The organism is Cupriavidus phytorum (assembly GCF_003254285.1).
In the GTDB taxonomy this organism is placed as follows: domain Bacteria; phylum Pseudomonadota; class Gammaproteobacteria; order Burkholderiales; family Burkholderiaceae; genus Cupriavidus; species Cupriavidus phytorum.
On the sequence record NZ_QKZN01000014.1, the window covers coordinates 45,817 to 69,336 of the forward strand.

Annotated in this window: 23 protein-coding genes; 10 read left to right on the forward strand and 13 right to left on the reverse strand. The window is 68.4% G+C overall.

The features are described 5' to 3' along the window. Positions 1-82 precede the first annotated feature (82 nt). The gene (rsgA, locus tag C7416_RS25175) at positions 83-1,066 is read right to left on the reverse strand and encodes a ribosome small subunit-dependent GTPase A (protein WP_111521405.1); all 984 of its coding nucleotides are present in this window, start codon (positions 1,064-1,066) and stop codon (positions 83-85) included. Further along, positions 1,063-2,310 (reverse strand): M48 family metallopeptidase, encoded by a 1,248-nt coding sequence (locus C7416_RS25180; RefSeq protein WP_111521406.1) that lies wholly within the window; start codon positions 2,308-2,310, stop codon positions 1,063-1,065. Before C7416_RS25180 ends, rsgA begins: the two co-directional genes overlap by 4 nt. 220 nt (positions 2,311-2,530) lie before the next feature. On the opposite strand from C7416_RS25180, the gene orn reads away from it, so the two are divergent. Beyond that, on the forward strand, positions 2,531-3,157 hold the full coding sequence (gene orn / locus C7416_RS25185; RefSeq protein ID WP_111521407.1) for an oligoribonuclease: 627 nt from the start codon (positions 2,531-2,533) through the stop codon (positions 3,155-3,157). Between the two features lie 81 nt (positions 3,158-3,238). Then, on the forward strand, positions 3,239-4,120 hold the full coding sequence (locus C7416_RS25190; RefSeq protein WP_111521408.1) for an AEC family transporter: 882 nt from the start codon (positions 3,239-3,241) through the stop codon (positions 4,118-4,120). Positions 4,121-4,166: 46 nt separating this feature from the next. Here C7416_RS25190 and mog read toward each other — a convergent pair whose 3' ends face one another. Both mog and yjgA read right to left on the reverse strand, forming a co-directional pair. Further along, a complete protein-coding gene (gene mog / locus C7416_RS25195; protein WP_111521409.1) occupies positions 4,167-4,805 on the reverse strand; it encodes a molybdopterin adenylyltransferase in 639 nt (212 codons plus the stop codon). Continuing rightward, a complete protein-coding gene (yjgA, locus tag C7416_RS25200) occupies positions 4,802-5,416 on the reverse strand; it encodes a ribosome biogenesis factor YjgA (RefSeq protein WP_373424966.1) in 615 nt (204 codons plus the stop codon). Before yjgA ends, mog begins: the two co-directional genes overlap by 4 nt. A 58-nt stretch (positions 5,417-5,474) precedes the next feature. On the opposite strand from yjgA, the gene pmbA reads away from it, so the two are divergent. Continuing rightward, entirely contained in the window at positions 5,475-6,842 is a 1,368-nt protein-coding gene (gene pmbA, locus C7416_RS25205; RefSeq protein WP_111521411.1) for a metalloprotease PmbA, read from the forward strand. 63 nt (positions 6,843-6,905) lie between these two features. Here the strand turns inward: pmbA and C7416_RS25210 are convergent, their stop codons facing one another. The 3 genes from C7416_RS25210 to C7416_RS25220 form a co-directional block, all read right to left on the reverse strand. Beyond that, complete coding sequence (locus C7416_RS25210) at positions 6,906-7,406, reverse strand: dihydrofolate reductase (RefSeq protein WP_111521412.1); 501 nt, start codon at positions 7,404-7,406, stop codon at positions 6,906-6,908. Then, on the reverse strand, positions 7,403-8,197 hold the full coding sequence (locus C7416_RS25215) for a thymidylate synthase (protein WP_111521413.1): 795 nt from the start codon (positions 8,195-8,197) through the stop codon (positions 7,403-7,405). The genes C7416_RS25210 and C7416_RS25215 overlap by 4 nt, the downstream gene beginning before the upstream one ends. Positions 8,198-8,335: 138 nt before the next feature. Further along, the gene (locus C7416_RS25220) at positions 8,336-9,046 is read right to left on the reverse strand and encodes a TerC family protein (RefSeq protein ID WP_111521414.1); all 711 of its coding nucleotides are present in this window, start codon (positions 9,044-9,046) and stop codon (positions 8,336-8,338) included. A 577-nt stretch (positions 9,047-9,623) separates the two neighbouring features. Between C7416_RS25220 and egtD the strand changes: the two genes are divergently transcribed. After that, positions 9,624-10,718 (forward strand): L-histidine N(alpha)-methyltransferase, encoded by a 1,095-nt coding sequence (egtD, locus tag C7416_RS25225; RefSeq protein WP_111521415.1) that lies wholly within the window; start codon positions 9,624-9,626, stop codon positions 10,716-10,718. Positions 10,719-10,844: 126 nt separating this feature from the next. Beyond that, entirely contained in the window at positions 10,845-12,101 is a 1,257-nt protein-coding gene (locus C7416_RS25230; RefSeq protein ID WP_111521416.1) for an SUMF1/EgtB/PvdO family nonheme iron enzyme, read from the forward strand. 82 nt (positions 12,102-12,183) lie between these two features. Here the strand turns inward: C7416_RS25230 and C7416_RS25235 are convergent, their stop codons facing one another. The 5 genes from C7416_RS25235 to C7416_RS25255 all read right to left on the reverse strand — a co-directional run bounded on the left by C7416_RS25235 (position 12,184) and on the right by C7416_RS25255 (position 16,182). Continuing rightward, positions 12,184-14,070 (reverse strand): DEAD/DEAH box helicase, encoded by a 1,887-nt coding sequence (locus tag C7416_RS25235; protein ID WP_111521417.1) that lies wholly within the window; start codon positions 14,068-14,070, stop codon positions 12,184-12,186. Positions 14,071-14,878: 808 nt separating this feature from the next. Continuing rightward, complete coding sequence (locus tag C7416_RS25240; RefSeq protein ID WP_111521418.1) at positions 14,879-15,121, reverse strand: hypothetical protein; 243 nt, start codon at positions 15,119-15,121, stop codon at positions 14,879-14,881. Between the two features lie 106 nt (positions 15,122-15,227). Continuing rightward, positions 15,228-15,500 carry a hypothetical protein gene (locus C7416_RS25245; protein WP_062801221.1) on the reverse strand — a complete coding sequence of 91 codons (273 nt, stop codon included), beginning with the start codon at positions 15,498-15,500 and terminating at the stop codon, positions 15,228-15,230. 87 nt (positions 15,501-15,587) lie between these two features. Beyond that, a complete protein-coding gene (locus C7416_RS25250; protein ID WP_111521419.1) occupies positions 15,588-15,857 on the reverse strand; it encodes a hypothetical protein in 270 nt (89 codons plus the stop codon). 55 nt (positions 15,858-15,912) lie between these two features. Beyond that, positions 15,913-16,182: a hypothetical protein gene (locus C7416_RS25255; protein WP_111521420.1), complete on the reverse strand. Its 270-nt coding sequence runs from the start codon at positions 16,180-16,182 to the stop codon at positions 15,913-15,915. A 408-nt stretch (positions 16,183-16,590) separates the two neighbouring features. Here C7416_RS25255 and C7416_RS25260 point away from each other — a divergent pair, with 408 nt between their 5' ends. After that, complete coding sequence (locus tag C7416_RS25260; protein WP_111521421.1) at positions 16,591-18,702, forward strand: serine/threonine protein kinase; 2,112 nt, start codon at positions 16,591-16,593, stop codon at positions 18,700-18,702. 50 nt (positions 18,703-18,752) lie between these two features. Here the strand turns inward: C7416_RS25260 and C7416_RS25265 are convergent, their stop codons facing one another. Continuing rightward, entirely contained in the window at positions 18,753-19,961 is a 1,209-nt protein-coding gene (locus C7416_RS25265) for a formylglycine-generating enzyme family protein (protein ID WP_111521422.1), read from the reverse strand. A gap of 290 nt (positions 19,962-20,251) precedes the next feature. Between C7416_RS25265 and C7416_RS25270 the strand changes: the two genes are divergently transcribed. The 4 genes from C7416_RS25270 (at position 20,252) to C7416_RS25285 (ending at position 23,383) form a co-directional block, all read left to right on the forward strand. Beyond that, positions 20,252-20,677, forward strand: a complete 426-nt coding sequence (locus tag C7416_RS25270) for a DUF4399 domain-containing protein (RefSeq protein WP_111521423.1) — start codon at positions 20,252-20,254, stop codon at positions 20,675-20,677. Between the two features lie 58 nt (positions 20,678-20,735). Further along, positions 20,736-21,164, forward strand: coding sequence for a DUF4399 domain-containing protein (locus tag C7416_RS25275; RefSeq protein WP_092307142.1), 429 nt, complete (start codon positions 20,736-20,738; stop codon positions 21,162-21,164). A gap of 305 nt (positions 21,165-21,469) precedes the next feature. Next, positions 21,470-21,736 carry a hypothetical protein gene (locus C7416_RS25280; protein WP_062801207.1) on the forward strand — a complete coding sequence of 89 codons (267 nt, stop codon included), beginning with the start codon at positions 21,470-21,472 and terminating at the stop codon, positions 21,734-21,736. 183 nt (positions 21,737-21,919) lie between these two features. Then, positions 21,920-23,383: an efflux transporter outer membrane subunit gene (locus C7416_RS25285; RefSeq protein ID WP_111521424.1), complete on the forward strand. Its 1,464-nt coding sequence runs from the start codon at positions 21,920-21,922 to the stop codon at positions 23,381-23,383. Positions 23,384-23,520 lie beyond the last annotated feature (137 nt).

Consider the following 23,520-nt stretch of genomic DNA (forward strand, 5'->3'; position numbering starts at 1 on the left):
GACAGCGCACCGTGAACCCAGGTGCGCTTACCTTACCACGGCTTCACCACGCGCCTTCACCACGCGTCTTCACCTCGCGCCTTTACCACGGCTTCTGCTGGCTGGATTCGTGCAGCAGCTGCGTGTAGAGCTGGTGCCGGCGCTCCGAGATATCGCCCGAGGCCACCGCGGCCAGCACGCCGCAGCCGGGCTCGTTGACGTGATGGCAGTTGTAGAAGCGGCACTCGGTCAGCAGCGGGCGGAATTCCGGAAAGGCGCGTTCCAGCATGCCCTCGCTGAGGTGGTAGAGCCCGAATTCCTGGAAGCCCGGCGAATCGATCAGCGCCCCCTGGCGGCCATCGACCGTACCCCAGTCCTGCGGCAGGTGGTAGAGCCGGGTGAAGGTGGTGGTGTGCTTGCCAGAATCCAGCTTGGCCGAGATCTCGCGCGTCTGCGCGTCGACGCCCGGGATCAGCAGGTTCAGCAGCGAGGACTTGCCCATGCCCGATTGCCCGATCAGGATGCTGGCCAGCCCCGCCACGCGCGGCCGCAGTGCGGCCAGCGCCTGCGCCGGATCGGCGCGCACCGACAGCTCCAGCGTGTCATAGCCCAGCCCGCGGTACAGCGCCAGGCGGCCGCGCGCCTCTTCCAGGCGTTCGGGCAGGTCGGTCTTGTTGAGCACCACCAGTGGCCGGATCCCGAGCGCCTCGGCCGAGACCAGCGCGCGCCCGAGCAGGTCTTCGGAGAAACCCGGCTCGGTGGCCAGCACGATGATGACCTGGTCGATATTCGCCGCCAGCAGCTTGGACTTGAACTGGTCGGAGCGGTGCAGCAGGTTCTTGCGCGGCGAAACCCCGGTGATCACGCACTGGTCGGCGGCGGCGCGCTCGACGCTGACGTGGTCGCCCACCGCGCAGTCGCTCTTCTTGCCGCGCGGGAAGGCGTGCATGCGCGCGCCGTCCGCCAGCTCGACCACGTAGTGACGGCCATGGGCGGCGATGATCAGCGCGGATTCGGTCGGGTTGCCGGCGCGGGTGCCGGCATCGGTGCCGCCGCCAGCGTTGCGGTGACGCGTGGCGCGGCTCATGCGTGCGCCAGCAGGCGGTCGATCCGCTGTGCCGCGGGCGGATGCGAGTAGTAGAAGGCGCTGTAGAGCGGGTCGGGCGTCAGCGTCGAGGCGTTGTCCTTGTACAGCTTCACCAGCGCCGACACCAGGTGGCTGGCATCGGTCTGGTCGGCGGCAAAGGCATCGGCCTCGAATTCATGGCGGCGCGACGACTGGCTCGACAGCGGTCCCAGCAGGAAGGTGAAGACCGGCAGCGTCAGGAAGAACAGCACCAGCGCCAGCGCGCTGTTGGAAACGCCCAGGTTGGGTGCCACCCCCAGCCCGGTGTAGAACCAGCTGCGCGTCGCCAGCCAGCCCAGCAGCGCCAGGAACACCAGGCTCAGCGCGAAGGTCACGGCGATGCGCTTGGCCACGTGCCGGCGCTTGAAGTGGCCCAGCTCGTGCGCCAGCACCGCCTCGATCTCGTCGCCCGACAGGCGCGACAGCAGCGTGTCGAAGAAAACGATGCGCTTGGCCGCGCCGAAGCCGGTGAAGTAGGCATTGCCGTGCGCGCTGCGCTTGCTGCCGTCCATCACGAACAGCCCCTTGCTGGCAAAGCCGCAGCGCTGCATCAGGCTCTCGATGCGCTGGCGCAGCGAGGCGTCGTCGAGCGGCTCGAACTTGTTGAACAGCGGCGCGATAAAGGTCGGGAACACCACCAGCAGGAACAGGTTGAACGCCATCCACACCAGCCAGGTCCACACCCACCACAGCGAGCCGGCGCGATCCATCAGCCACAGCACCGCCAGCAGCAGCGGCAGGCCCAGCGCGCTGGCCACCAGCAGCATCTTGACCAGGTCGGCCAGCCACAGGCCGAAGGTCATCTTGTTGAAGCCGAAGCGCTGCTCGATGCCGAACTGGCCATACAGCGAGAACGGCAGGTCGACCAGCCCGCCGATCAGCGCCACGCTGGCGACCAGCGCCACGCCATAGGCATAGCCCGGGCCGAGGGCCTGCAGCCAGAACTGGTTGAGCCACTGCAGCCCGCCCAGCATGGTGAAGGCGATCAGCACCGCGGCGCCGGCCAGAACCTCCAGCATCGACAGCCGCGTGCGGGCGATGGTGTAGTCAGCGGCCTTCTGGTGCGAGGCCAGGCTGATGGTGTCGGCAAAGCGCGCCGGCACGGCAGCGCGGTGCTGCGCGACATGGCGCACCTGGCGCGCCGCCAGCCACAGCTTGGTCAGCACCATCAGCACCAGGGCGGCGAGAAAGACAATCGTGAACATCGGCAAGCGCCTTGTGGGTGCGGGCGCCCGGCGTTGCAGGCGACGGGTGCCCGTGGGGACCGCGCCGCGGGGTGGGGCAGGCGGCGGTCCGGGAATTCCGGAAACGGCGCCGCACTGGTGCGCGATCAGCCATCCCGGACGGATATGCGAGAATTATAAATTGTTCGCGCCCGGCGCCGCCGCGGCCGCTTTCCCCAAATCCCTATCTCCCGCAGTCCCGATGACAAGCCAAGCCGCCGCCAAATCCGTCAAAAGCGAAAACAACCTGATCTGGCTGGACATGGAAATGACCGGCCTGCAGCCGGATACCGACCGCATCATCGAAGTGGCGGTGGTGATTACCGACTCCGAGCTGAATATCCTGGCCGAAGGCCCGGTGCTGGTGATCCACCAGAGCGATGCCGTGCTCGACGGCATGGACAACTGGAACAAGGGCACCCACGGCCGCTCGGGCCTGATCGACAAGGTCAAGGCCTCGACCCTGACCGAAGAGCAGGCCGAAGCCGAGCTGCTGGCCTTCCTCAAGCGCTGGGTGCCGGCGGGCAAGTCGCCGATGTGCGGCAACTCGATCTGCCAGGACCGTCGCTTCATGGCGCGCTACATGCCCAAGCTGGAAGCGTTCTTCCACTACCGCAACCTCGACGTGTCGACGCTAAAGGAGCTGTGCAAGCGCTGGGAGCCGGCCATCCACAAGGGCTTCGTCAAGCGCCAGCTGCATACGGCGCTGGCCGACATCCTGGAGTCGGTGGAAGAGCTGCGCTACTACCGCACCCACTTTATCCGCCACGCCGCACCTGGCACGGCGCCCTCCGGCGAGGCCCCCGCCGCCGGCGCGCCGGCGCAGTAAGCGCAGCGCGGCTCCCGCAAGCATCCCACCATTCCCGGCGCGCCGAGCCGTACAGGCGGCGCGTTGCCCGTCCGCCCGCCCATGTTCGAGCGCATCGTCTCCATCATCACGCCGGTCATCCTGATCATCCTGGTCGGGTGGCTGTACGGGCGCAAGGCCCATCCGGACATGGCGGGCATCAACCGCGCCACGCTGGACGTGATCGCGCCGCTGCTGGTGGTGTCGGCCTTCGTCAGCAAGGACTTCGTGCTGGCCGACCAGCTGGTGCTGCTGGGCTGCGCGGTGGCGGTGGTGCTGGGTTCGGGCGTGCTGGCGTGGGGGCTGGCGCGGTGGATGAAGGTCGATCCGCGCACCTTCGTGCCGCCGATGATGTTCAACAACTCCGGCAACATGGGTTTGCCGCTGTCCGTGTTCGCCTTCGGCCCGGCCGGGCTGGCGCCGGCGGTGGCGCTGTTCGCGGCGTCGAACCTGATGCACTTCACCATCGGCATGAAGATCGTCAACCGGCATGCGTCGCTGGCGCAGATCGCGCGCAACCCGATGGTGCTGGCGACCGTGGCGGGCGTGGCGCTGGCGCTGGCGCGGCCGTGGTTCACGCTGCCGGACCCGGTCTACCAGTCGGTCAAGCTGCTGGGCGATGCCACCGTGCCGCTGATGCTGTTTGCGCTGGGCGTGCGCATGAAGGATGTGAGCCTGCGCAACTGGGGCATGGGGCTGGTCGGCGCGGCGGTGTGTCCGCTGACCGGCATCGCGGTGGCGCTGGCGCTGGCGCAGTGGGTGCCGCTGACCGAACTGCAGCGCGGCCTGCTGTTCGTGTTTGCGGCGTTGCCGCCGGCGGTGCTGAATTTCCTGGTGGCGGACCACTTCCGGCAGGAGCCGGACCAGGTGGCGTCGATCGTGCTGCTCGGCAATATCGCCGCGGTGGTGTTCGTGCCGGTGGGGCTGTACCTGGGCCTGCGCTGAGGGCACGCGCCCGCGCGGCGCGTGCCGGCGGGCCGGGCAGTTCGAATCAGGCCGCGGGCTTGGCCCGCACGGCGTTCTTCGGGCGCCAGGCCTTGACGATGGTCTCGTCGGTTTCCATGTAGGGCCCGCCGATCAGGTCGATGCAATACGGCACCGCGGCAAAGATGCCTTGCACCACCGGCTTGCCGTCGGCGTCGCGCAGGCCTTCCAGCGTTTCGCGGATGGCGCGCGGCTGGCCTGGCAGGTTGATGATCAGCGCGGCGCGGCTGGCGGTCTCGCGGATCACCGCGACCTGGCGCGACAGGATCGCGGTCGGCACGAAATGCAGGCTGACCTGGCGCATCTGCTCGCCGAATCCCGGCATTTCCTTGGTGCCCACTGCCAGCGTGGCCTCGGGGGTCACGTCGCGGCGTGCCGGGCCGGTGCCGCCGGTGGTCAGCACCAGGTCGCAGCCGGCCACGTCGACCAGCTCGATCAGCGTGCGCGAGATCTGCGCCTGCTCGTCGGGGATCAGCCGCTCCACCGCCTGCCAGGGCGAGGTCAGCGTGCGCCCGAACCAGTCGCGCAGCGCCGGGATGCCCTCGTCCTGGTAGGTGCCGGCCGAGGCGCGGTCCGAGATCGAAACGAAGCCGACGACGAGTTCGTCGGGATGGTGGCGGACAACCGGCTGGGTGGTCTGGGTCATGCCTCGGGCTCCGGATGGTCGGGGGTGGGTTCCTCGGCGGCGCGGCCCTTGCCGTCCTTCAGGTCCAGCGCCGTCTTGATTGCCTGGAACAGCTCGCGGAAATAGCGCGGCGGCTTGCCCAGTTCCTTTTCCTTGCGTGCGTTGCGGATGGTGTTGCGCAGGGCCTGCACGTCGATGCCGGGATGCTCGCCGAGGAAGCGCGTCAGCGCCGCGTCGTCGGCCAGCAGCAGCTCGCGCCAGCGCTCGATCAGATGCATGCGCGCGGTTTCGGCCTTGCTGGTGCCCTTGAAGCCCTCCAGCGCTTGCCGGATCACCTCGACCTCTTCGTCCTCGAGGCCGCGCATGATCTTGCCGACGTACTGCATCTGACGGCGCTTGCCTTCGTGGCTGCTGATGCGGCGCGCCTGATGGATGGCATCGGCGAGCGCCTCGGGCATCGGCACGCGCGCCAGGCGGTCCTTGGGCAGCGCCTCGAGCTCGGCGCCGAGGTCCTGCAGGGCGGTCATGTCGCGCTTGCGCTGCGACTTGCTTTTCGGCTCGTCGTCTTCCGGCTCGGGGGCAAAGCCCCCGGGAAAGCGCGCGCCTTGGGAGTTACGGGAATTTCGCGTCATGCCCGGCATTTTATCTTGCTATGATTGCCGCTTGGACTTTTGATGACACCCGCCCAGCATGGACCAGATCGCCGAACAGACCGCGCATTTCACCTACACCCAGGCCCAGCTCAGCGAGATGGCCGCCGATGTGCTGCGGGTGGCACGCGAACTGGGGGCGACCGACGCCGCCACCGAGATCTCCGAAGGCAGCGGCCTGTCGGTGTCGGTGCGCAAGGGGCAGGTCGAGACCATCGAGCAGAACCGCGACAAGGTGGTCGGGGTCACGGTGATGATCGGCAAGCGCCGCGGCAACGCCAGCACCTCGGACTTCTCGCCGGCCGCGCTGCGCGCCACCGCCGAGGCCGCCTACAACATCGCCCGCTTCACCGCCGAGGACGACTGCGCCGGCCTCGCCGAAGAGGAATTGCTGGAGCGCGCGCCGCAGGACCTGGACCTGTTCCACCCGTGGGCCCTCGACGCCGAAGCCGCCATCGACATCGCCACCCGCGCCGAGGCCGCGGCCTTTGCGGTATCGCCGCGCATCCGCAACAGCGACGGCGCCAGCGTCTCGGCCCAGCATTCGCAGTTCGTGCTGGCGACCACGCGCGGCTTCACCGGCGGCTATCCGTATTCGCGCCATTTCATCTCGTGCGCGCCGATCGCCGGCAGCGGCAGCGGCATGCAGCGCGACGACTGGTATTCGTCCAAGCGTTCGCCGCTGGCGCTGGCCGCGCCCGAGGACATCGGCCGCTACGCCGCCGAACGCGCGCTGGCGCGGCTGCAGGCGCGCAAGCTGTCGACGCGCCGCTGCCCGGTGCTGTTCGAGGCGCCGCTGGCCGCGGGCCTGCTGGGCGCCTTCGTGCAGGCGGTGTCGGGCGGCGCGCTGTACCGCAAGTCCACTTTCCTGTGCGATTCGCTGGGCCAGGCTGTGTTCGCCCCGCATATCCAGATCCATGAGCAGCCGCATACCCCCGGCGCCATGGGCAGCGCCCCGTTCGACGAAGAGGGCGTGCGCACGCGCGAGCGCGACGTGGTCAAGGACGGGGTGGTGCAGGGCTATTTCCTGTCGACCTATTCGGCGCGCAAGCTCGGCATGCAGACCACCGGCAATGCCGGCGGCTCGCACAACCTGACGCTGTCGAGCAGCCTGACCCGGCCCGGCGACGACTTCCCCGCCATGCTGCGCAAGCTCGACACCGGCCTGCTGGTGACCGAGCTGATGGGGCAGGGCGTCAACTACGTCACCGGCGACTATTCGCGCGGCGCGTCGGGCTACTGGGTCGAGAATGGCGTGATCCAGTACCCGGTCGAGGAAATCACCATCGCCGGCAATATGGCCGAGATGTTCCAGCAGATCGTCGCGATCGGCGCGGACGCGCTGGTGCGCGGCACCAAGGAAACCGGCTCGATCCTGCTCGAGCAGATGACCATCGCAGGCAACTGAGCGGCATCGTCCACTCCAATAAAAAAGCGGGCCAGGGCCCGCTTTTTTTATTTCAAGCGCCGGTCACGATTCTTCCGAAGGCGGCCGCTCGTACGTGACGAAAGCGTAGTCGAAGCCGTTCGCTGCCGAATGATGGGTCTCGCGCGCGGTTTCGATCCATTGGGTGCGATCGATCTCGGGGAAGAAGGCGTCGCCCTCCACGTCCGCATCGATCTCGGTCACCACCAGCCGGTCCGCGCTCGGCATGGCCTCGGCATACAGCTGCGCGCCGCCGATCAAAAAGATCTGCTCGGCGCCCACGCACAGGCGCTGGGCTTCTTCAAGCGATGGCGCCACCTCGGCCCCCTCGATGCGCAGGTCCGGGTTGCGGCTGACCACGATATTGCGGCGCCCCGGCAGCGGGCGGCCGATCGAATCCCAGGTCTTGCGCCCCATGATCACGGGCGCGCCCATGGTGGTGCGCTTGAAGTGCGCCAGGTCTTCCGGCAGGCGCCACGGCAGCGTGTTGTCGCGGCCGATGGTGCCGTTGCGGGCGCGCGCTACAACCAGTGTCAGCAGCGTCATACGGCCACCGGTGCCTTGATCGCGGGGTGCGACTGGTAGCCGGCCAGCTCGAAATCTTCGTAGCGGTAGTCGAAGATGCTGTCGGGCTGGCGCAGGATCTTCAGCCGCGGCAGCGCCATCGGCTCGCGCGCCAGCTGGGTCTGCACCTGTTCGAAATGGTTGTTGTACAGGTGGCAGTCGCCGCCGGTCCAGATGAAGTCGCCCACTTCCAGCCCGGTCTGCTGCGCCATCATGTGGGTCAGCAGCGCATAGCTGGCAATATTGAACGGTACCCCCAGGAAGATGTCGGCGCTGCGCTGGTACAGCTGGCACGAGAGCCGGCCGTCGGCAACGTAGAACTGGAAGAACGCATGGCAGGGCGGCAGCTTCATGCGCGGGATGTCGGCCACGTTCCACGCCGACACGATCAGCCGGCGCGAATCCGGGTTGGCGCGGATCTGCGCCACCAGCTCGGAGATCTGGTCGATATGGCGGCCGTCCGGCGCCGGCCACGAACGCCATTGCGAGCCGTAGACCGGGCCAAGTTCGCCGTGCTCGTCGGCCCACTCGTCCCAGATGGTGACGCCGTGCTCCTGCAGCCAGCGCACGTTGGTCGAGCCCTGCAGGAACCACAGCAGTTCATAGATGATCGATTTCAGGTGCAGCTTCTTGGTGGTTACCACCGGGAAGCCTTCGCGCAGGTCGAAGCGCATCTGGTAGCCGAACACCGAGCGCGTGCCGGTGCCGGTGCGGTCGGCCTTGTCGGTGCCATGCTCGTAAACATGGCGCATGAAGTCGAGGTACTGTTTCATCGGCGCGGGGCGGGATGGAAGGTGGCGCGGGCGCGTGGGCCCGCAAAGCTGGCATTTTAAAGCAAGACGGGCCGCCCCTCCGGGCGGCCCGTCCTTTGCGGCAGGCCAGGGCACGTGGCCCTGGCGCCGGGGGCAGGCTTAGTGGCTGCCGGCCGGCTCCTGCTGCTGCTGCTCGCGGCGCTTCTGCACCAGGTAGCCGGCGCCCAGCACGCCGCCGACGATCAGCACGTACAGGCCCCAGTTGACCACCGGGTTGGCTTCGAAGAACGCCTTGATCAGCGGCTCGTGCACGATCATCTTGACCGCGGTGAAGGCCAGCACGCCGGCGCCCAGGTAGATGATGACCGGGAAGCGGGCCATCAGCTTGAGCACCAGGCTCGAGCCCCACACCACGATGGGGATGCTGATCAGCAGGCCCAGCACCACCAGCAGGAAGCTGCCGTGCGCGGCGCCGGCCACGGCCAGCACGTTGTCGACGCCCATCACCGCGTCGGCGATGATGATGGTCTTCATTGCGCCCCACAGGGTCGCGGCGCCTGCGCCGTGCCCTTCTTCGCCGCTGTCGTCGGACAGCAGCTTGTAGGCAATCCACACCAGCGCCAGGCCGCCCACCAGCATCAGCCCCGGAATCTTCAGCAGCCAGACCACGCCGATCGTCATGGCCGAGCGGACCACCACGGCACCCACGGTACCCCAGATAATGGCCTTCTTCTGCAGGTGGGGCGGCAGGTTCCGTGCCGCCAGCGCGATCACGATGGCATTGTCCCCGGCCAGCACCAGGTCAATGACGACGATGGACAGCAGCGCTGTCAGGAACTGCATCGTGAACAGATCGGTAAACCACTCCATGAACTCTCCTCAGGTACGAATCAGCGCAAGCGCGCGCATTGGGTTCGCCTGGATTCACGTGCACGGGAGCGTGGGGGCGCCTTTGCAAACCATGAAGTCCAGGTTGCAAAGGTCTTGCTCGACCACTGGCGCGGTATGCGCGCCGGTTGTCAGCACAACCGGGGACTGCGGTCCCGGAATGACGATTGTGCTAAGGGCAAAGCCCCGGAGCTACTCCCCTTTGAGGGACACGACCCGTTCAGGGGCCGCGCTGGGCGGGATTATAAACGAACTGCAAGCGACATGCCGAATTAGGAAAGATACTGACTCAAGTTCGCACGGGTGCCGTAATCGTCTCGCCCCGGCGCGCCATGCGGCCGTGCCGGGGCGCCGGCGCGTGGGCGGCGATTTTGTATCGGGCCCGCCCTGGGGCTGCGCGATCCGCCGGATCGGCCTATCCTTGAGGTTCGGCTCCGACCGATGCGCCCCGGACAGCACAGGCGCGCATTGCGGAGACCGGCGCGCACGACATGCACAGCGCGGCCTTGGGGAATACGCAGTGAAGCAGTGCCCATTTGCGACCACACAAGGAAACGACATGCCGGTTGTCCCGAACCCGCCCAACCCGCCCTCGCACCACAAAGCCCCGCAGACACCTCTCCCGTCCCTGAACCACCATAACGGCCATGCCGTGGCGCCGCCCGCGCTGGTGGCGCTGGCCAACGGCCGCGCGCAGCGCCCGCCGCAGCCGGAGTTCGTGCAGCAGTACCGCGAAGACAGCGGCGCGCTGCGCGAGCAGGTGCTGTCAGGCCTGCGCGCCGCGCAGGCGGCGATCAGTCCCAAGTTTTTCTACGACGTGCTGGGCTCGCGCCTGTTCGAAGCCATCACCGACCTGCCCGAGTACTACCCGACCCGCACCGAGGCCGCGATCTTTGCCAGCGCGGCGCCAGCCATCGCGGCGCGCGCGGGCAGCGGCTGCGTGCTGGTGGACCTGGGCGCGGGCAACTGCGAGAAGGCGGCGCGGCTGTTCGGCAGCTTGCGCCCGGCGCAGTACGTGGCGGTCGATATCTCGGTGGAGTTCCTGCGCGCGACGCTGTCGTCGCTGCAGCAGCAGCATCCCGAGATCCCGATGCTCGGCCTGGGCGCCGACCTGTGCGCGCCGTTCGACCTGCCGGCCCAGGTCAGGCGCGGCAGGCGCCTGTTCTTCTATCCGGGCTCGAGCATCGGCAATTTCGCTCCGGTGGAAGCGCTGGCGCTGCTGCAGCGCCTGCGCGGCGCGGCCGGGCGCGGCGACGGCGTGCTGATCGGCGTGGACCTGCACAAGGACGAAGCCACGCTGGTATCGGCCTATGACGATGCGCTGGGCGTCACCGCGGCCTTCAACCGCAATGTGCTGCGCAACGTCAACCGCATCGTCGGCACCGATTTCGCGCTGGACGACTGGCGCCACCAGGCCAGCTTCGACCGCGCGGCCTCGCGCATCCAGATGCACCTGCAGGCGTGCCGCGACGTGCGCGTGCAATGGGACGGCGGCGCGCGCGAGTTCGCCGCGGGCGAGCGCATCCATACCGAGGATTCGTACAAGTACCGCCCGGAGGACTTCGCGCTGCTGCTCGAAGCCGCCGGTTTCGACGACCCGGTGCACTGGTCCGACCCGCGCGGCTGGTTTGCGGTGTTCCACGCGCGCGGCTGACCGGCGCGCCGGGCGGGTAGTGTCATAATGGCCGCAGTCCGGCGCGGCGCCACCGCCGGGCCGTGGTTGCCCGCGGCCGTCCGGATCGCTGCCTGTCCACCCTCCACTCCCTGCGCGGACTTCCCGATGAGCGGCTTTCCCATGCTTCCCGATCTCTACTTCACCGGCGGCAAGGCGACGTGGTCGGACCCGCGCCGGCTGCCGCGCGAAGGGCTGGCGCAGGCCCTGGTCGACACGCGCAGCCGCACGCTGGCGTGGCTGGCGCCGTTCGGGCAGACCCGCCGCGCCTGGGACGTGCCGCGCCAGTACGATGCCGACCCGCCGCTGTGGACGCTCGGCCACGTTGCCTGGCATGCGGAGTGGTGGTGCCTGCGCGGCGTGCGCCAGGTCGATCGCGGCGGCGTGCCGGTGCCGGTGGCATCGGAGCCGTCGCTGCTGGATGGCGCCGATGAATGGTTCGATCCCGACCGCATCGGACCCGACGAGCGCTGGGAGATCGCGCTGCCCGACGTCGCGGTGGTCAAGCGCTATGCCGCCGAGGTGCTCGACGGCGTGCTGCGCCGGATCGCGCTGTTGCCCGACGACACCGACCTGACCCTGTACCCGTACCGTCGCGCGCTGCTGCATGAAGACGCGCAGGGCGAGGGCGTGGCCGCGCTGCTGCAGGCGCTTGGCATGGCCCCCGCCGAGGCCGCCGGGGCGGCGCCGGCGGCGGCTGCCGGACATGGCGGCACGCTGCATTTCCCGGGCGGGCGCTTCACGCTCGGCTGGAGCGATGCCGACGGCTTTGCCTGGCCCGATGAACTGCCGCCCCAGCCGACCTACGTGCCCGCGTTCGAAATCGACATGGCGCTGGTCAGCAACGCGCAGTTCCTTGAGTTCGTCGAGGACGGCGGCTACGAGCATCCGGCCTGGTGGTCGTCGGCGGGACGGCAATGGCTGATGACGCAGGAACGCTCCGCGCCGCGCTACTGGTCGCGCCATCCGGAGTCGCGCGCATGGATGCTGGAGCGCTTCGGCACCCTGCGCACGCTCAATCCGGACGAGGCGGTGCGCCACGTCACGCTGTACGAGGCACAGGCGTGGTGCATCTGGGCCGGCCGGCGCCTGCCGGCGGAATCGGAATGGGAACTCGCCGCGACCCAGAACCGCGGCCTGCAGTGGGGCGCGCTGCGCGAGTGGACCGCCACGCCGTACGAGCCATATGCCGGCTTTGTCGCCGCGCCGTCCGATGGCGACATGGTGGGGCGCTTCGGCACGCACCAGGCGGTGCGCGGGGTGTCGTTCGCCAGCCCGGCGCGGCTGCGCCATGTGCGCGCGCGCTGGGCGCGGCTGCCCGAGGACGACCTGTCCTTCATCGGCTTTCGTACCTGCGCGATGTAACACCGCGCCGGCACAAAAAAAACAGGGCACCCGAGGGTGCCCTGTTTTGTCATGCGGCAGGTGCGCTCAGCGCACCGCGCGCTCAACGCTCGTAACGCGAGCGGCTGTTGCGGTTGCCGCCACCATTGCCACCGAAGCCACCGCCAAAGCCGCGGTTGCCGTCGCGGTTGCCGAAGCTGCGGCCTTCGCCATTGCCACCATTGCCACGGTAGCCGCCGCCGTTGCCACGGCTGTCGCCGAAGCCGCGGTTGCCGTCACGATTGCCGAAGCCGCCGCGGTTATCGTCGCCAAACGTGCGGCCGCCTTCACGGTTGCCGAAACCGCGCGCGCCGTCGCTGGCGCCGCGGTAGCCGGTACCCTGGCCGCCCTGGCCACGGTAGCCGCCTTCACGGTTGCCAAAGCCGCCACGGTTGTCGTCGCCGAACGGGCGCGCGCCTTCGGTGCGGTTGCCGAAGCCGCGGCTGTCGCCGCCGAACTTGCGCTCGCCGAAGCCGGTGCGGTTGTCGCCGCCGAACTTGCGGTCGCCGAAGCTGCGTTCGCCGCCACGGTAGCCGCCATTGCCGCCGCCGTTGCCACGGAAGTCACCGCGGCCGCCACCCGGCTTGCCGCCGAAGTTCGAGCGCGGCTTGGGTGAGCGACGCGGCTCCAGGCCTTCGATCACCGAAGCGTCGACGCGATTGTTGGTGAAGCGCTCGATGCGCTTCCACTGGAACATGTCGTTGTGGTTGACCAGGTTGATGGCGATGCCCGAGCGGCCCGCGCGGCCGGTACGGCCGATGCGGTGCACATAGTCCTCGGCCTGCTTGGGCAGGTCGAAGTTGACCACGTGGGTGATATCGGGCACGTCGATGCCGCGCGCGGCCACGTCGGTGGCCACCAGCACGCGCAGGTTGCCGCGGCGCAGCGCGGTCAGGGTGCGGTTGCGCGCGCCCTGGGTCATGTCGCCGTGCAGCGCGCCGGCCGAGAAGCCGGTGTCCGAGAGGCGCTCGGCCAGCGAATCGGCATCGCGCTTGGTCGCGGTGAAGACGATCGCCTGCTTGAGCGACGCGTCGCGCAGCAGGTGGTCCAGCAGGCGCTCCTTGTGCGACATGTCGTCGGTGAAGTGCAGGCGCTGCTCGATATGGCTCTGGTCGGCGCGGGCCGCGGCGATCTCGATGCGCTGCGGGTCCTTCAGCTGGCGCGACGCCAGCTGGGCGATGCGCGCATCCAGCGTGGCCGAGAACATCAGCGTCTGGCGCGCGGCCGGGGTGGCGTTGACGATGGCGTCGATGTCGTCGGCAAAGCCCATGTCGAGCATGCGGTCGGCTTCGTCGAACACCAGCATCTGCAGCGCCGACAGGTCGATGCGGCCGGCGTCGATATGGTCGAGCAGGCGGCCCGGCGTCGCCACCAGGATGTCAGGCATCTTGGCCAGCATGGCCAGCTGCTTGGGGTAGGGCATGCCGCCCAGGATGCTGGCGCAGACGATGCGGCGCAGGTTGCGGCCGTACTTGGCGGCGGCCTCGGTCACCTGCAGCGCCAGTTCGCGCGTCGGCGTCAGCACCAGCAGCGCCGGCTGGGCCGGAGCCGGACGCGGACGCTTGCCCTTCATGCGCTTGGCGGGCTCGGTCGGGCGCTGCGGCGCCGGCATTTCGCTGATGCGCTGGATCGCCGGCAGCATGAACGCGGCGGTCTTGCCCGAGCCGGTCTGGCTCGAGACCAGCAGGTCGCGGCCGGCCAGGAAGGCCGGGATGGCCTGGGCCTGCACCGGCGTGGGCGAGTTGTAGTTCAGGTCGGAGAGCGCGCGCAGGATGGCCGCGTCGAGGCCAAGCGCGGCGAAACCGCTGTCCACGGCCGGGGCTGCCACTGCCGCGCTGGGGTTGAGCAGGGCGTCGAGCTTGTCGAGCGGGCTCTGGGCAGCGTCGGAAGTGATCGAAGCGTCGGTCGCGGAGGCAATAGCTTGCTCCGCACGAATGTCGTGCTGGGTCATGTCGGAATGGTCAAATAAATGCATGGCACCCCGGAACGCAGAATGGGGTGGGCGCAGTGCAAAGTCTTAAAAAGGCTTCGGCGCCAATCGGTGAGGCCGTTACGACAGACACAGCTGGCAGTACGGCGGCAGGCAGGGTGGTGGCTGGGTACCGCGGGGCGGTCCGGCCATGTCCCTGGCAGGCAAACAGCTCAGTTCAGGCTGTTCAACAGGATCGGAGACGAGGCGACGTCAGGTGAGCGGTGCGTTCTGCTGGGCGGCTGGGGCCATATTGTGATGACTAGGCGTCCGGCAGCGAGGAAACAGAGCTTGGGAGGGCAGCGGATTCGCCGCGGCAGGAAGCCGGGCGCTTGGCGGATCTCACAGTTGCGAAACTCACGGCGCGGATTATAGCAGAGTGCCAGAATTTTGTTGCACTGCGAAAACGTAACCGGATATGTCAGCGCTGCGTCACCTGTGCAGCAGCGGCCGGCCCGCTGGTTGAAAGCGGAAATGCCCCGCCTATACTTTAGGCGCGAGCACACAGGATGCCCGCACGGGGCGGACGAAAACGTTCCCGCTTGACCTCCTTCAGCGGCATTGCGCCGCTGTTCGCGGCAAGCACTGCGGTCATTGACTCCAGGCGCCAGTCTTCCTGCGACTCTCCGGGTGGTCCGGATGGGCGTCCGCGTCATGGGCGGAATCATGGGAAGCCTGCATGGATACAGAATGACCGAACTGCTGACCGCGTGACCCAGGCGGTCCGGGCCCGTCCGCATCCAAAGCCCGCCAGAGATGGCGGGCTTTTCATTTGGGCCGGCGGTTCGCTTCAGTCCCCGGCATCCTTGCCCGCGGACTTGCGCGGCAGCCGGCCGAGCGGCGCCTCGCGCGGCATGACATGGCGGTTGCCGGGCAAACCGCCGGGGTAGTCGACGATGCGCGCGGCGCCCTGGCGCCGCAAGCCATGCCATGCCTGGCCGCCGGCGCTGCGCCCGCCACCGAGGATGGTGGTCATGGCCTGCCGGTCGAGATCCATGCTGTCGGGCAAATCCTTGATGACGATCACTGCCATGGCTGTCTCCGGTCAAGCGGGACCACGGCCTTGCGGCCGCGGGACCGCTTCAGTATAGGCGGCGAGGCGGTCCCGCGATCCTGCCGCGGGCCGCCGCGCGCTGCGCTCAGACGGCGGCGAAGTTGCCGGCCCATTGCGACGGGTTGACGTTGACGCGCACCGGGCCGACGCCGGGGCCGACAAAGCTGTTGTTGAGCGTGTTGACGTTGATGCTTTGCAGCTGCGCGATGTTCTGGTTGACGTTGACAGTGACATTGGCGAGCGGGCCGACATCGCCGACACCGCGGCTGAGCCACGAGCTGCCGCCGCGTACGGCGCCCAGCGAGGCACGGTCGAGTTCCTTGCTCAGGGCAAGGTCGCGGACGAGGATGGTTGACATGATGGTGCTCCTTGGAATCGGTGTGGGGGTGGCAGGCGCGGAGTTTGCTGCGGTCAGGCAGGGTCTCCGCGCGCTGCGCATCGGGTTTCAGCCGAAGATGTTGTTGGTGGCGTTCTGGTTGGTGTGCACGTCGGACTTGACGTGGTCCAGGAAGGCCGAGCCATTGCCGTTCAGGTTGGTGACGGACTGCATCTGCGCGATGCTCTGCACGGCGCTGATGCTCTTGTCGACCGACGCCTTGATCGGCATGTAGACGGCGGCGAAGGGCAGGTACGACATGCCGCCGCGCACGGCGTGCATGCGCTTGCGGTCGAGGGTTGCGGCGGCGGACAGGTCCTGGATGGTCAGCGTGGTCATGATGGTCTCCGGTATCGGTAGTGAGTGTCTGGGTTCGGTGGGCTGGGCGCGATGCTCAGCCGAAGATGTTGTTGGTGGCGTTCTGGTTGGTGCGCACGTCGGACTTGACGTGATCCAGGAAGGCCGAGCCGTTGCCGTTCAGGTTGGTGACGGACTGCATCTGCGCGATCTCCTGCACGGCGGTGATGCTCTTGTCGACCGACAGCTTTACCGGGCTGTAGACGGCGGCGAAGGGCAGGTACGACATGCCGCCGCGCACGGCGTGCATGCGCTTGCTGTCGAGGGTTGCGGCGGAGGACAGGTCGTTGATGGTCAGCGTGGTCATGATGGTCTCCAGTAGAGGAAGGTGTTGCCTTGGGTTTGGGGTTCGAGCATCGGGTTGGTGTCGCGCTCGGGAGGGACAAACGCAGGGACTGTGCCAGGGCCATGGACACTCGCGCCGCGCGCGTGCAAGTGCCTGAAAACAAGGGGTATTCGCGGCCGATGTCGGCTCGCGGGCACGGCCCGCGCGGCGCTGCCGGCGGCCCGCTGTGACGGGCCGCGGCCAACACTGGCGGCGCCGGTGTTGGTGCCGCCGCGACAGTGGCGCGCGCTGGCGGCGATGGCGCATGCAAAGCGCGCCGGGGCGCGGTCGCATGCCGTCCTCGCATGGTTTGCGCATGCCTTGGGTGCGCACTAGTATCCAGCGAGGAGAGGGCATATCCGCACGGTGGGACAGGCCCTGCCAGCAACCATGTCAGGGCATTCCGTGGCCAGTCTCAAAGACCTGATCCGCAAGTTCCAGAACGGTGGTCTCTCCGACGACGAGTTCGTCGCGTCATTCGAAACGGCGCTGGCGCAAGACCCCACCACGCCGAGCCAGGCGGCCCGGGTGGTGATCGAGGAAAACACGCGCTTTCCGTTTCCGCCCGCGGTCTATGCCGAAGTCATGCGGCGCATCGAGCGCCGCGGCGCCACCCAATACAACCGCGATGGCGACGGCGCCACCGACGCCACGCGCCTGGCCGGCACCGAGACCGGCTCGATGTATGCGGCCTCGCCCGAGCCCGGCACGCTGCCGCAGACGCCGGCCACCAAGGGCGTGGGCGATACGCTCAACGGCCGCTTCGTGCTGGAGGAATGCCTGGGCGTGGGCGGCATGGGCACGGTCTACAAGGCGCTCGACCTGCGCAAGCTGGAAGCCTCGGACCGCCGGCCCTATATCGCCATCAAGGTGCTGAACCTGCAATTCAGCGGCCATCCCAAGTCGCTGATGGCGCTGCAGCGCGAGGCGCGCAAGGCGCAGACGCTGGCGCACCGGAACATCGTCACGGTCTATGACTTCGACCGCGACGGGCCGGTGGTCTTCCTCACCATGGAGTACCTGTCGGGCTCGTCGCTCAACCATGTGCTCAAGGCCCCGGGCTTTGCCGGCATGCCGATGGCGCGCGCCATGCCCATCATCCAGGGCATGGGCAATGCGCTGGCGTATGCGCACGAGCGCGGCTTCGTGCACTGCGACTTCAAGCCCGCCAACGTCTTCCTGACCGGCAACGGCGAGGTCAAGGTGATCGACTTCGGCATCGCGCGCGGCTTCCTGCCGCCGGCCGACGAGTCCGACCGCACCGTATTCGATCCCGGTTCGCTGGGCGGCATGACGCCGGCCTATGCCAGCCCCGAGATGTTCGAGCATCGCGAGCCCGACCCCCGCGACGATATCTATGCACTGGCCTGCGTGACCTACGAACTGCTGAGCGGCAAGCATCCCTACCAGCGGCTGTCGGCCAACCAGGCGCGCGAAGCGGGGCTCAAGCCGGCGCCGCTGCCGCAGCTGGGCCGCACGCAATGGAAGACCCTGCGTGAAGCACTTTCGCTCGACCGCGAGACGCGCACGCCGACGGTCGCGCGCTTCCTGCAGGGCATGAGCGTGGCGCCGGCCGTGAGCCGCGGCCCGGCGCGCCGCTCCGGACCGCTGGTGGCCGGTGGCGTGCTGACCGCGCTGGCTGGCGTGGCGGCACTCGGCTACTACGCCTGGCAGTCGCAGCGGCCAGCCGAAGCCCCGGCCGCGGATGCCGGCGCGACCGCGCCGCTCAGCGCTGCCGCGCCGGCGGCGAAGCCGTCCGCCGCGCCCGTGCCGGCGCCGCCCGTGCCGGCGCCGCCGGCGCCCGCGCCAGCCGCTGCGGCGGAATTGTCGATGGCCGAGGTCGGCAAGCTGCTGGCCGCGGTGCCGTGCTCGCTGCTTGCCGGCGCGCGCCAGGACCAGACCCTGCACGTGCGTGGCTACCTCGCCGAGAGCGTGGGGGCCGCGCGCCTGCGCGAACAGCTCAGCGGCTTGCCGGGGGCCAGGGGGCTGCGCGAGGTGGTGGTCGACGCCCAGCCGCTCGCCGCCGACAAATGCGAAGTGGCCGCGATGATCGCGCCGTACTGGTCGGGCAACCGGCAGGGCGACACGGCGTCGTCGCTGCAATTGCGCGGCAAGGGCACGCAACTGACCGAGGGCACGCCGATGGTGCTCGAGCTGCGCACGCCGGGGAAGGATTCCTACGTTTACGTCGACTACTTCGCCGCGGACGGCAAGGTCGCGCATATGGTGCCGAGCCAGCGCATTCCCGCCCACCAGGCGCCGCCCGCGCATCACGCCACCATTGGCGACAGCGGCGACTGGATCGTTTCACCGCCCTTCGGCAACGAACTGGTGGTGCTGCTGACCACGCCCGCGCCGCTGTTCGCGTCGCGCCGTGCCGAGGTCGAATCGCGTCAGGACTATTTGCGCGCGCTGGAAAAGCCGCTGGCGCAGATGGCGCGCACCTATGGCCGCGACCGCATCAGCGCGGACCTGGTACAGATTTCGACGCGCGCGCGCTGACGGTGCCGGCCACAGCCACAGGGACTTGCGCTTTGCGCCGCAGCGGCTTGCTACTTCATGTCGCGTGCCACGCGAAAGCCGTTCTGCGATTGCCGCACGCTCGGGCTGTATTTGAAGCGGGTCGACGACACCATGTAGCTGGCGCCTTCGCGCCACGAGCCGCCGCGGATGACACGCGCGCCGCAGGCGTTCTCGTTCCATGCGCGCCCGTCGGCGGGCGCGCCCTTGTACGAGCTGTGCCAGCAATCGGCCACCCATTCCCACACGCTGCCGTTGACGTCATGCAGACCGTAGGGATTGGCCGCGAACGAGCCCACCGGGGCCGGCGCATCCTGGCTCCACGGATCGCCGCAGTCCTTGCAGTTGGCATTGCCCTTGCGCATCTGGTCGCCCCACCAGTAAGTGGTGGCACTGCCGCCGCGCGCCGCGTATTCCCATTCCGCTTCGGTGGGCAGCCGGTAGCTCTTGCCGGTGGTTTTGCTGAGCCACGCCACGTACTGCTGCGCGTCGTCCCAGCTGACGTCGCGTACCGGCGCGTTCTTCGCGCTGTCGGCGACGGTGGGAATGCGCTGGCAGCCGCCGGCGTCGGCACACGCGTTCCATTGCTCGACCGTGACTTCATAGCGGCCGATGGCAAAGGGTTGCGCGATGGCGACCTGATGCGGCGGCTTTTCGGCCGGATCGCTGGCGTTGCTGCCCATGGTGAAGCTGCCTGCCGGCACCGTGACCAGCGCCGGGCAGGCCGGGCAATCGCGGATTTCGGCGGTGCGTAGCGTGGTGCTGACGACGCCGTCGCCCGCGGCACGCGGTGCGGGTGCTGGTGCTGGAGTTGAGGGACGCGCGGCCGCGGGCGGCGCAGCCTTGGCCGGCGGAGCCGAAGCCGTTGCAGGTGCGGGGGATCGCGAGGCCTGTCCGCTGCCAGTGGCGCCGGCGCGCGGCTGCGGCGCAGGTGCCTGCGCCTTGGGTGCGGGCGCGCTGCCCCCCAGGCGCTCGATCCGTGCCCTGGCCAGTCCCGCGAAGCGGCCGTTGGGGTACTGCTTCAGGTAGGCCTCGTAATCGGCAGCGTGGTTGCTGTTCTTGATCGATTCCCAGAAGCTCAGCTCATACTGCTCGTCGGTGTTCTTCGGCATGATGCCGGCGAGCAGGGTCCGGGCTTGCATCGATTCGCCTGCCGCGGGCATTGCCGTGGCGAGCAGTGCTGCCACGGCGGCAACCGGTATCATCGCAGCCACGCGTACCACTGGTAGGTTGCGCCACATCTTCACACCTCGCTGGAGCCGCCGCGATTCCAATGCATGCCGTCGCCGCCGGCATGCGCTGGGCACATCGGTGTGTGGCCAGGACGCCGACCGGCTTGCTTCAAGATAGCACAGCGCGTGTGGATGCGGCGGGGCATCGCCGGGCCGCCGCGGCACGCGGGGGTCGCCTTTTCCGCGCTTGCGTTCTAACCTGAATGACGAATCGCCGAGCGCTGACCAACAAGCAACAACAAGGGGCTTTCGGGACAACGTGATCGGGTTTCGGGATAGCTCTCGGGGAGGCGACGCGTATGTCCAGACGATTCCTGATCCGCCTGCTGGCGGCCGCCACGCTGGCCGCCGCGCCGTCGCTGTCGTTGTCGACGGCAGCTCCGCCCAATGCCGAGGTTTATATCATCTGGCCGTACGACGGCGCTGTCATCGGCGGCGGCAAGTTCTGGGTGCGCATGGGCCTGCGCAATATGGGCGTGTGCCCCAAGGGCGTCGAATCGCCGCGCTGCGGACACCATCACCTGCTGATCGATACCGAGCTGCCGCCCCTCGACAAGGAAATCCCTTCGGACAAGAACCACCTGCACTTCGGCGCGGGCGAGACCGATGCGCGCATCGAGCTGCCGCCCGGCAAGCACACGCTGCAATTGCTGATGGGCGACGCGAAGCATGTTCCGTTCGAGCCGCCGATCTATTCGAAGAAGATCACCATCACGGTGAAATAGCGACGCAGCGAGCGCCGCGCACGCCGGCGCAGGCCGATCATCAAACAGGGAGAGCGCCATGTCCCGACTACTTGCCGCGGCTGTCTTCGCCGTCAGCCTGTTGCTGTCCGCGTGGGTGCAGGGCGGCCCCACGGCTGCGCCGCCCAATGCCTATCTGTATATCGGCTGGCCCAATGACGGGCAGACCCTGCCCGCCGGCAAGCCGTTCAAGGTGTGGTTCGGGCTGCGCAACATGGGGGTGGCGCCCAAGGACGTGAAGTTTCCCAATACCGGGCACCATCATCTGCTGATCGACGTCGAGTTGCCGCCGATGGACAAGGAAATTCCCAACGACCGCAATCACCTGCATTTCGGCGCGGGCGAGACCGAGACCATGATCGAGCTGGCGCCGGGCAAGCACACGCTGCAACTGCTGATGGGCGATGACAAGCACATACCGACCAATCCGCCGGTGTATTCGAAGCGGATCACGATCTACGTGAAGTAAGCCTGGGGCAGGCGGGCTGGTGACCTGGCGCGGAAGCGGTCCAGGTTGTTGGCCCGATCCCAACACGAATCCTCCAACCTGTTGGCGTCCTCCCGCCACAGCACCGCGCGGCAATCGTGCCGCGGGCCTTCCCGGCGACGCGCCGGAAACGAAAAACCCCCGTGTTTACAAGCACTTCAGCGATTTGCCCCGGCATCGCGGGCGCGCTGGCACAGTCCCTGCGTTTGTCCCTCCCGAGCGCGACACCAACCCGATGCTCGAACCCCGACACCCCAGGCAACACCCTTCCTCTACCGGAGACCATCATGACCAAGCTGACCCTCGCCGACCTGACCACTGTCGAAACCCTGGACCGCAAGAGCATGCACGCCGTGCACGGCGGCCGCGCGCTGCCGTTCGTGGCCGTGTTCCAGCCGCTGAACCTGTCGTTCGACAAGAGCATCACCGCCGTGCAGGAGATCGCGCAGATGCAGTCCGTGACCAACCTGAACGGCAACGGCTCGGCCTTCCTCGACCATGTCCGTTCGCATGTGGATACCAACCAGAACGCCAGCAACAATATCTATCGTTGAGAGGATGGTTGAGATGGCGCAGCGCCGCGGGGGCGACCCCGCGGCGCTTTTGCCAACCCCGTGCCGATCGGGGTTGGAGCGCGCGCCCGCGCGCACCACAATACAGACAGACGCGGCGGCCCCGCTGGACCGGCGAACCGGCACAGCCCTGGCGAACGCCGCTGTCGCACGCAGGAACACATCGTGCCCGAATTCCCCATCGCTCCGTCCGTGCTTGCGGTGATCCGCGCGCCGCGCCGTGCTGCCTGGCTTGCCACGTTGGCGGCCGGCCTGGCGCTGCTGGCGGGTTGCGCCGATTTCCGCCCGCCGGTGTACCAGCGCCCCGAAACGCCTGCCAAGGCCGAATGGTCGCGCCAGGACTCGATCACGGTATCGCCGGCCGAAGCGGTGCAGCCCAACTGGTGGCTGGGCTTCAAGGACCCGTACCTGAACCAGCTGATCGAACGCGCGCTTGGCGGCAACTACGATATCAAGGTGCTGGCGGCGCGCATCCGCGTGGCCAACGCGCAGATCGGCGAGGCCCGCGCCGGCGGGCTGCCGGTGATCGACATCGGCGCGGGCGCGAGCTTCGAGAAAAGCACCGGGCAGAAATCCAGCTGGACCTATAGCGCCGGCGCCCAGCTGAACTGGGACATCGATATCTGGGGCAAGGTCGAGAAGGGCGTGCAGGCGCAGACGGCCGAGTTCCGCGCCACCGAGGCGGACTGGCGCGCCGGCTACCTGACGCTGGTGGCCAATGTCTCGACCACGTACTTCCAGATCCTGCAGTTCGACGAGCAGATCGAGCAGCAGTCGCGCACCGTGGCCAGGAACGGGCAGATCCTGTCGACCTACCAGGCCATGTACCAGAACGGGCTGGTGCCGAAGATCCGCGTGATGCAGCAGCAGGCGGAAATCAACCGGCTGAACAAGGACCTGCTCGAGCTGCGCCGTTCGCGCGATGTGGCGGAGAACGCGCTGGCGACGCTGGTGGGCGTGCCCGCCGGCAATCTCAAGGTGCCGGCAGGGCGGCTGCAGGACCGCGTGCAGCCGCCTCCGGTGCCGGCGGGGCTGCCGTCGCAGCTACTGGCGCGGCGCCCGGATGTGGTGGCGGCGGAGTATCGCGTGCTGGCCGCCTACAACATCGTCGGCCAGGCGCGCCTGGCGCAACTGCCCAGCATCAGCCTGACCGCGCGCGGCGGCACCGCCAGCTTCGCCCTGAGCGACCTGCTCAAGTCCTTCACCTTCGGCTTCATGCCGAGCATCAACCTGCCGATGCTCGACCCGGGCGTGCGCGCGCGGGTGAAGACCACCGAGGCGCAGGTGGGCGTGGCGGAAAACGAATATGGCCGCACCGTGATGACCGCGTTCGAGGAGGTCGAGACCGCGCTGGTCAACGTCGACGCCCACAAGAAGCAGCGCATCGAGCTGCAGCAGCAGGTGGAACAGCTGCGCGTGGTATCCGCGCAGATCGAGGCGCAGCTGAAGGAAGGCGTGGTCTCGCAGCTCGAAGTGTTCGAAACCGAGCGCTCGCTGCTGGCCGCGCAGCTGCAGTTGTTGGCGGTCCACCAACAAATCCTGGGCGACACCATCACGCTCTACAAGGCGCTCGGCGGGGGCTGGCCCGAGGCCGATGTGCGCAACACCGCCCTGAATCCACCGCAGTAAGTGGTGCCGGCGATGCCGTCCCGGCGCGCAGGTGATGCCGGCGCAAGCAACGCGTTGCGCAACACCTGCGCGCGCACCGGCCGCTGGCTGCAAGCCGATGCCGCTGCCACCCCAACCACGCCTGCCGTGGCCGATTG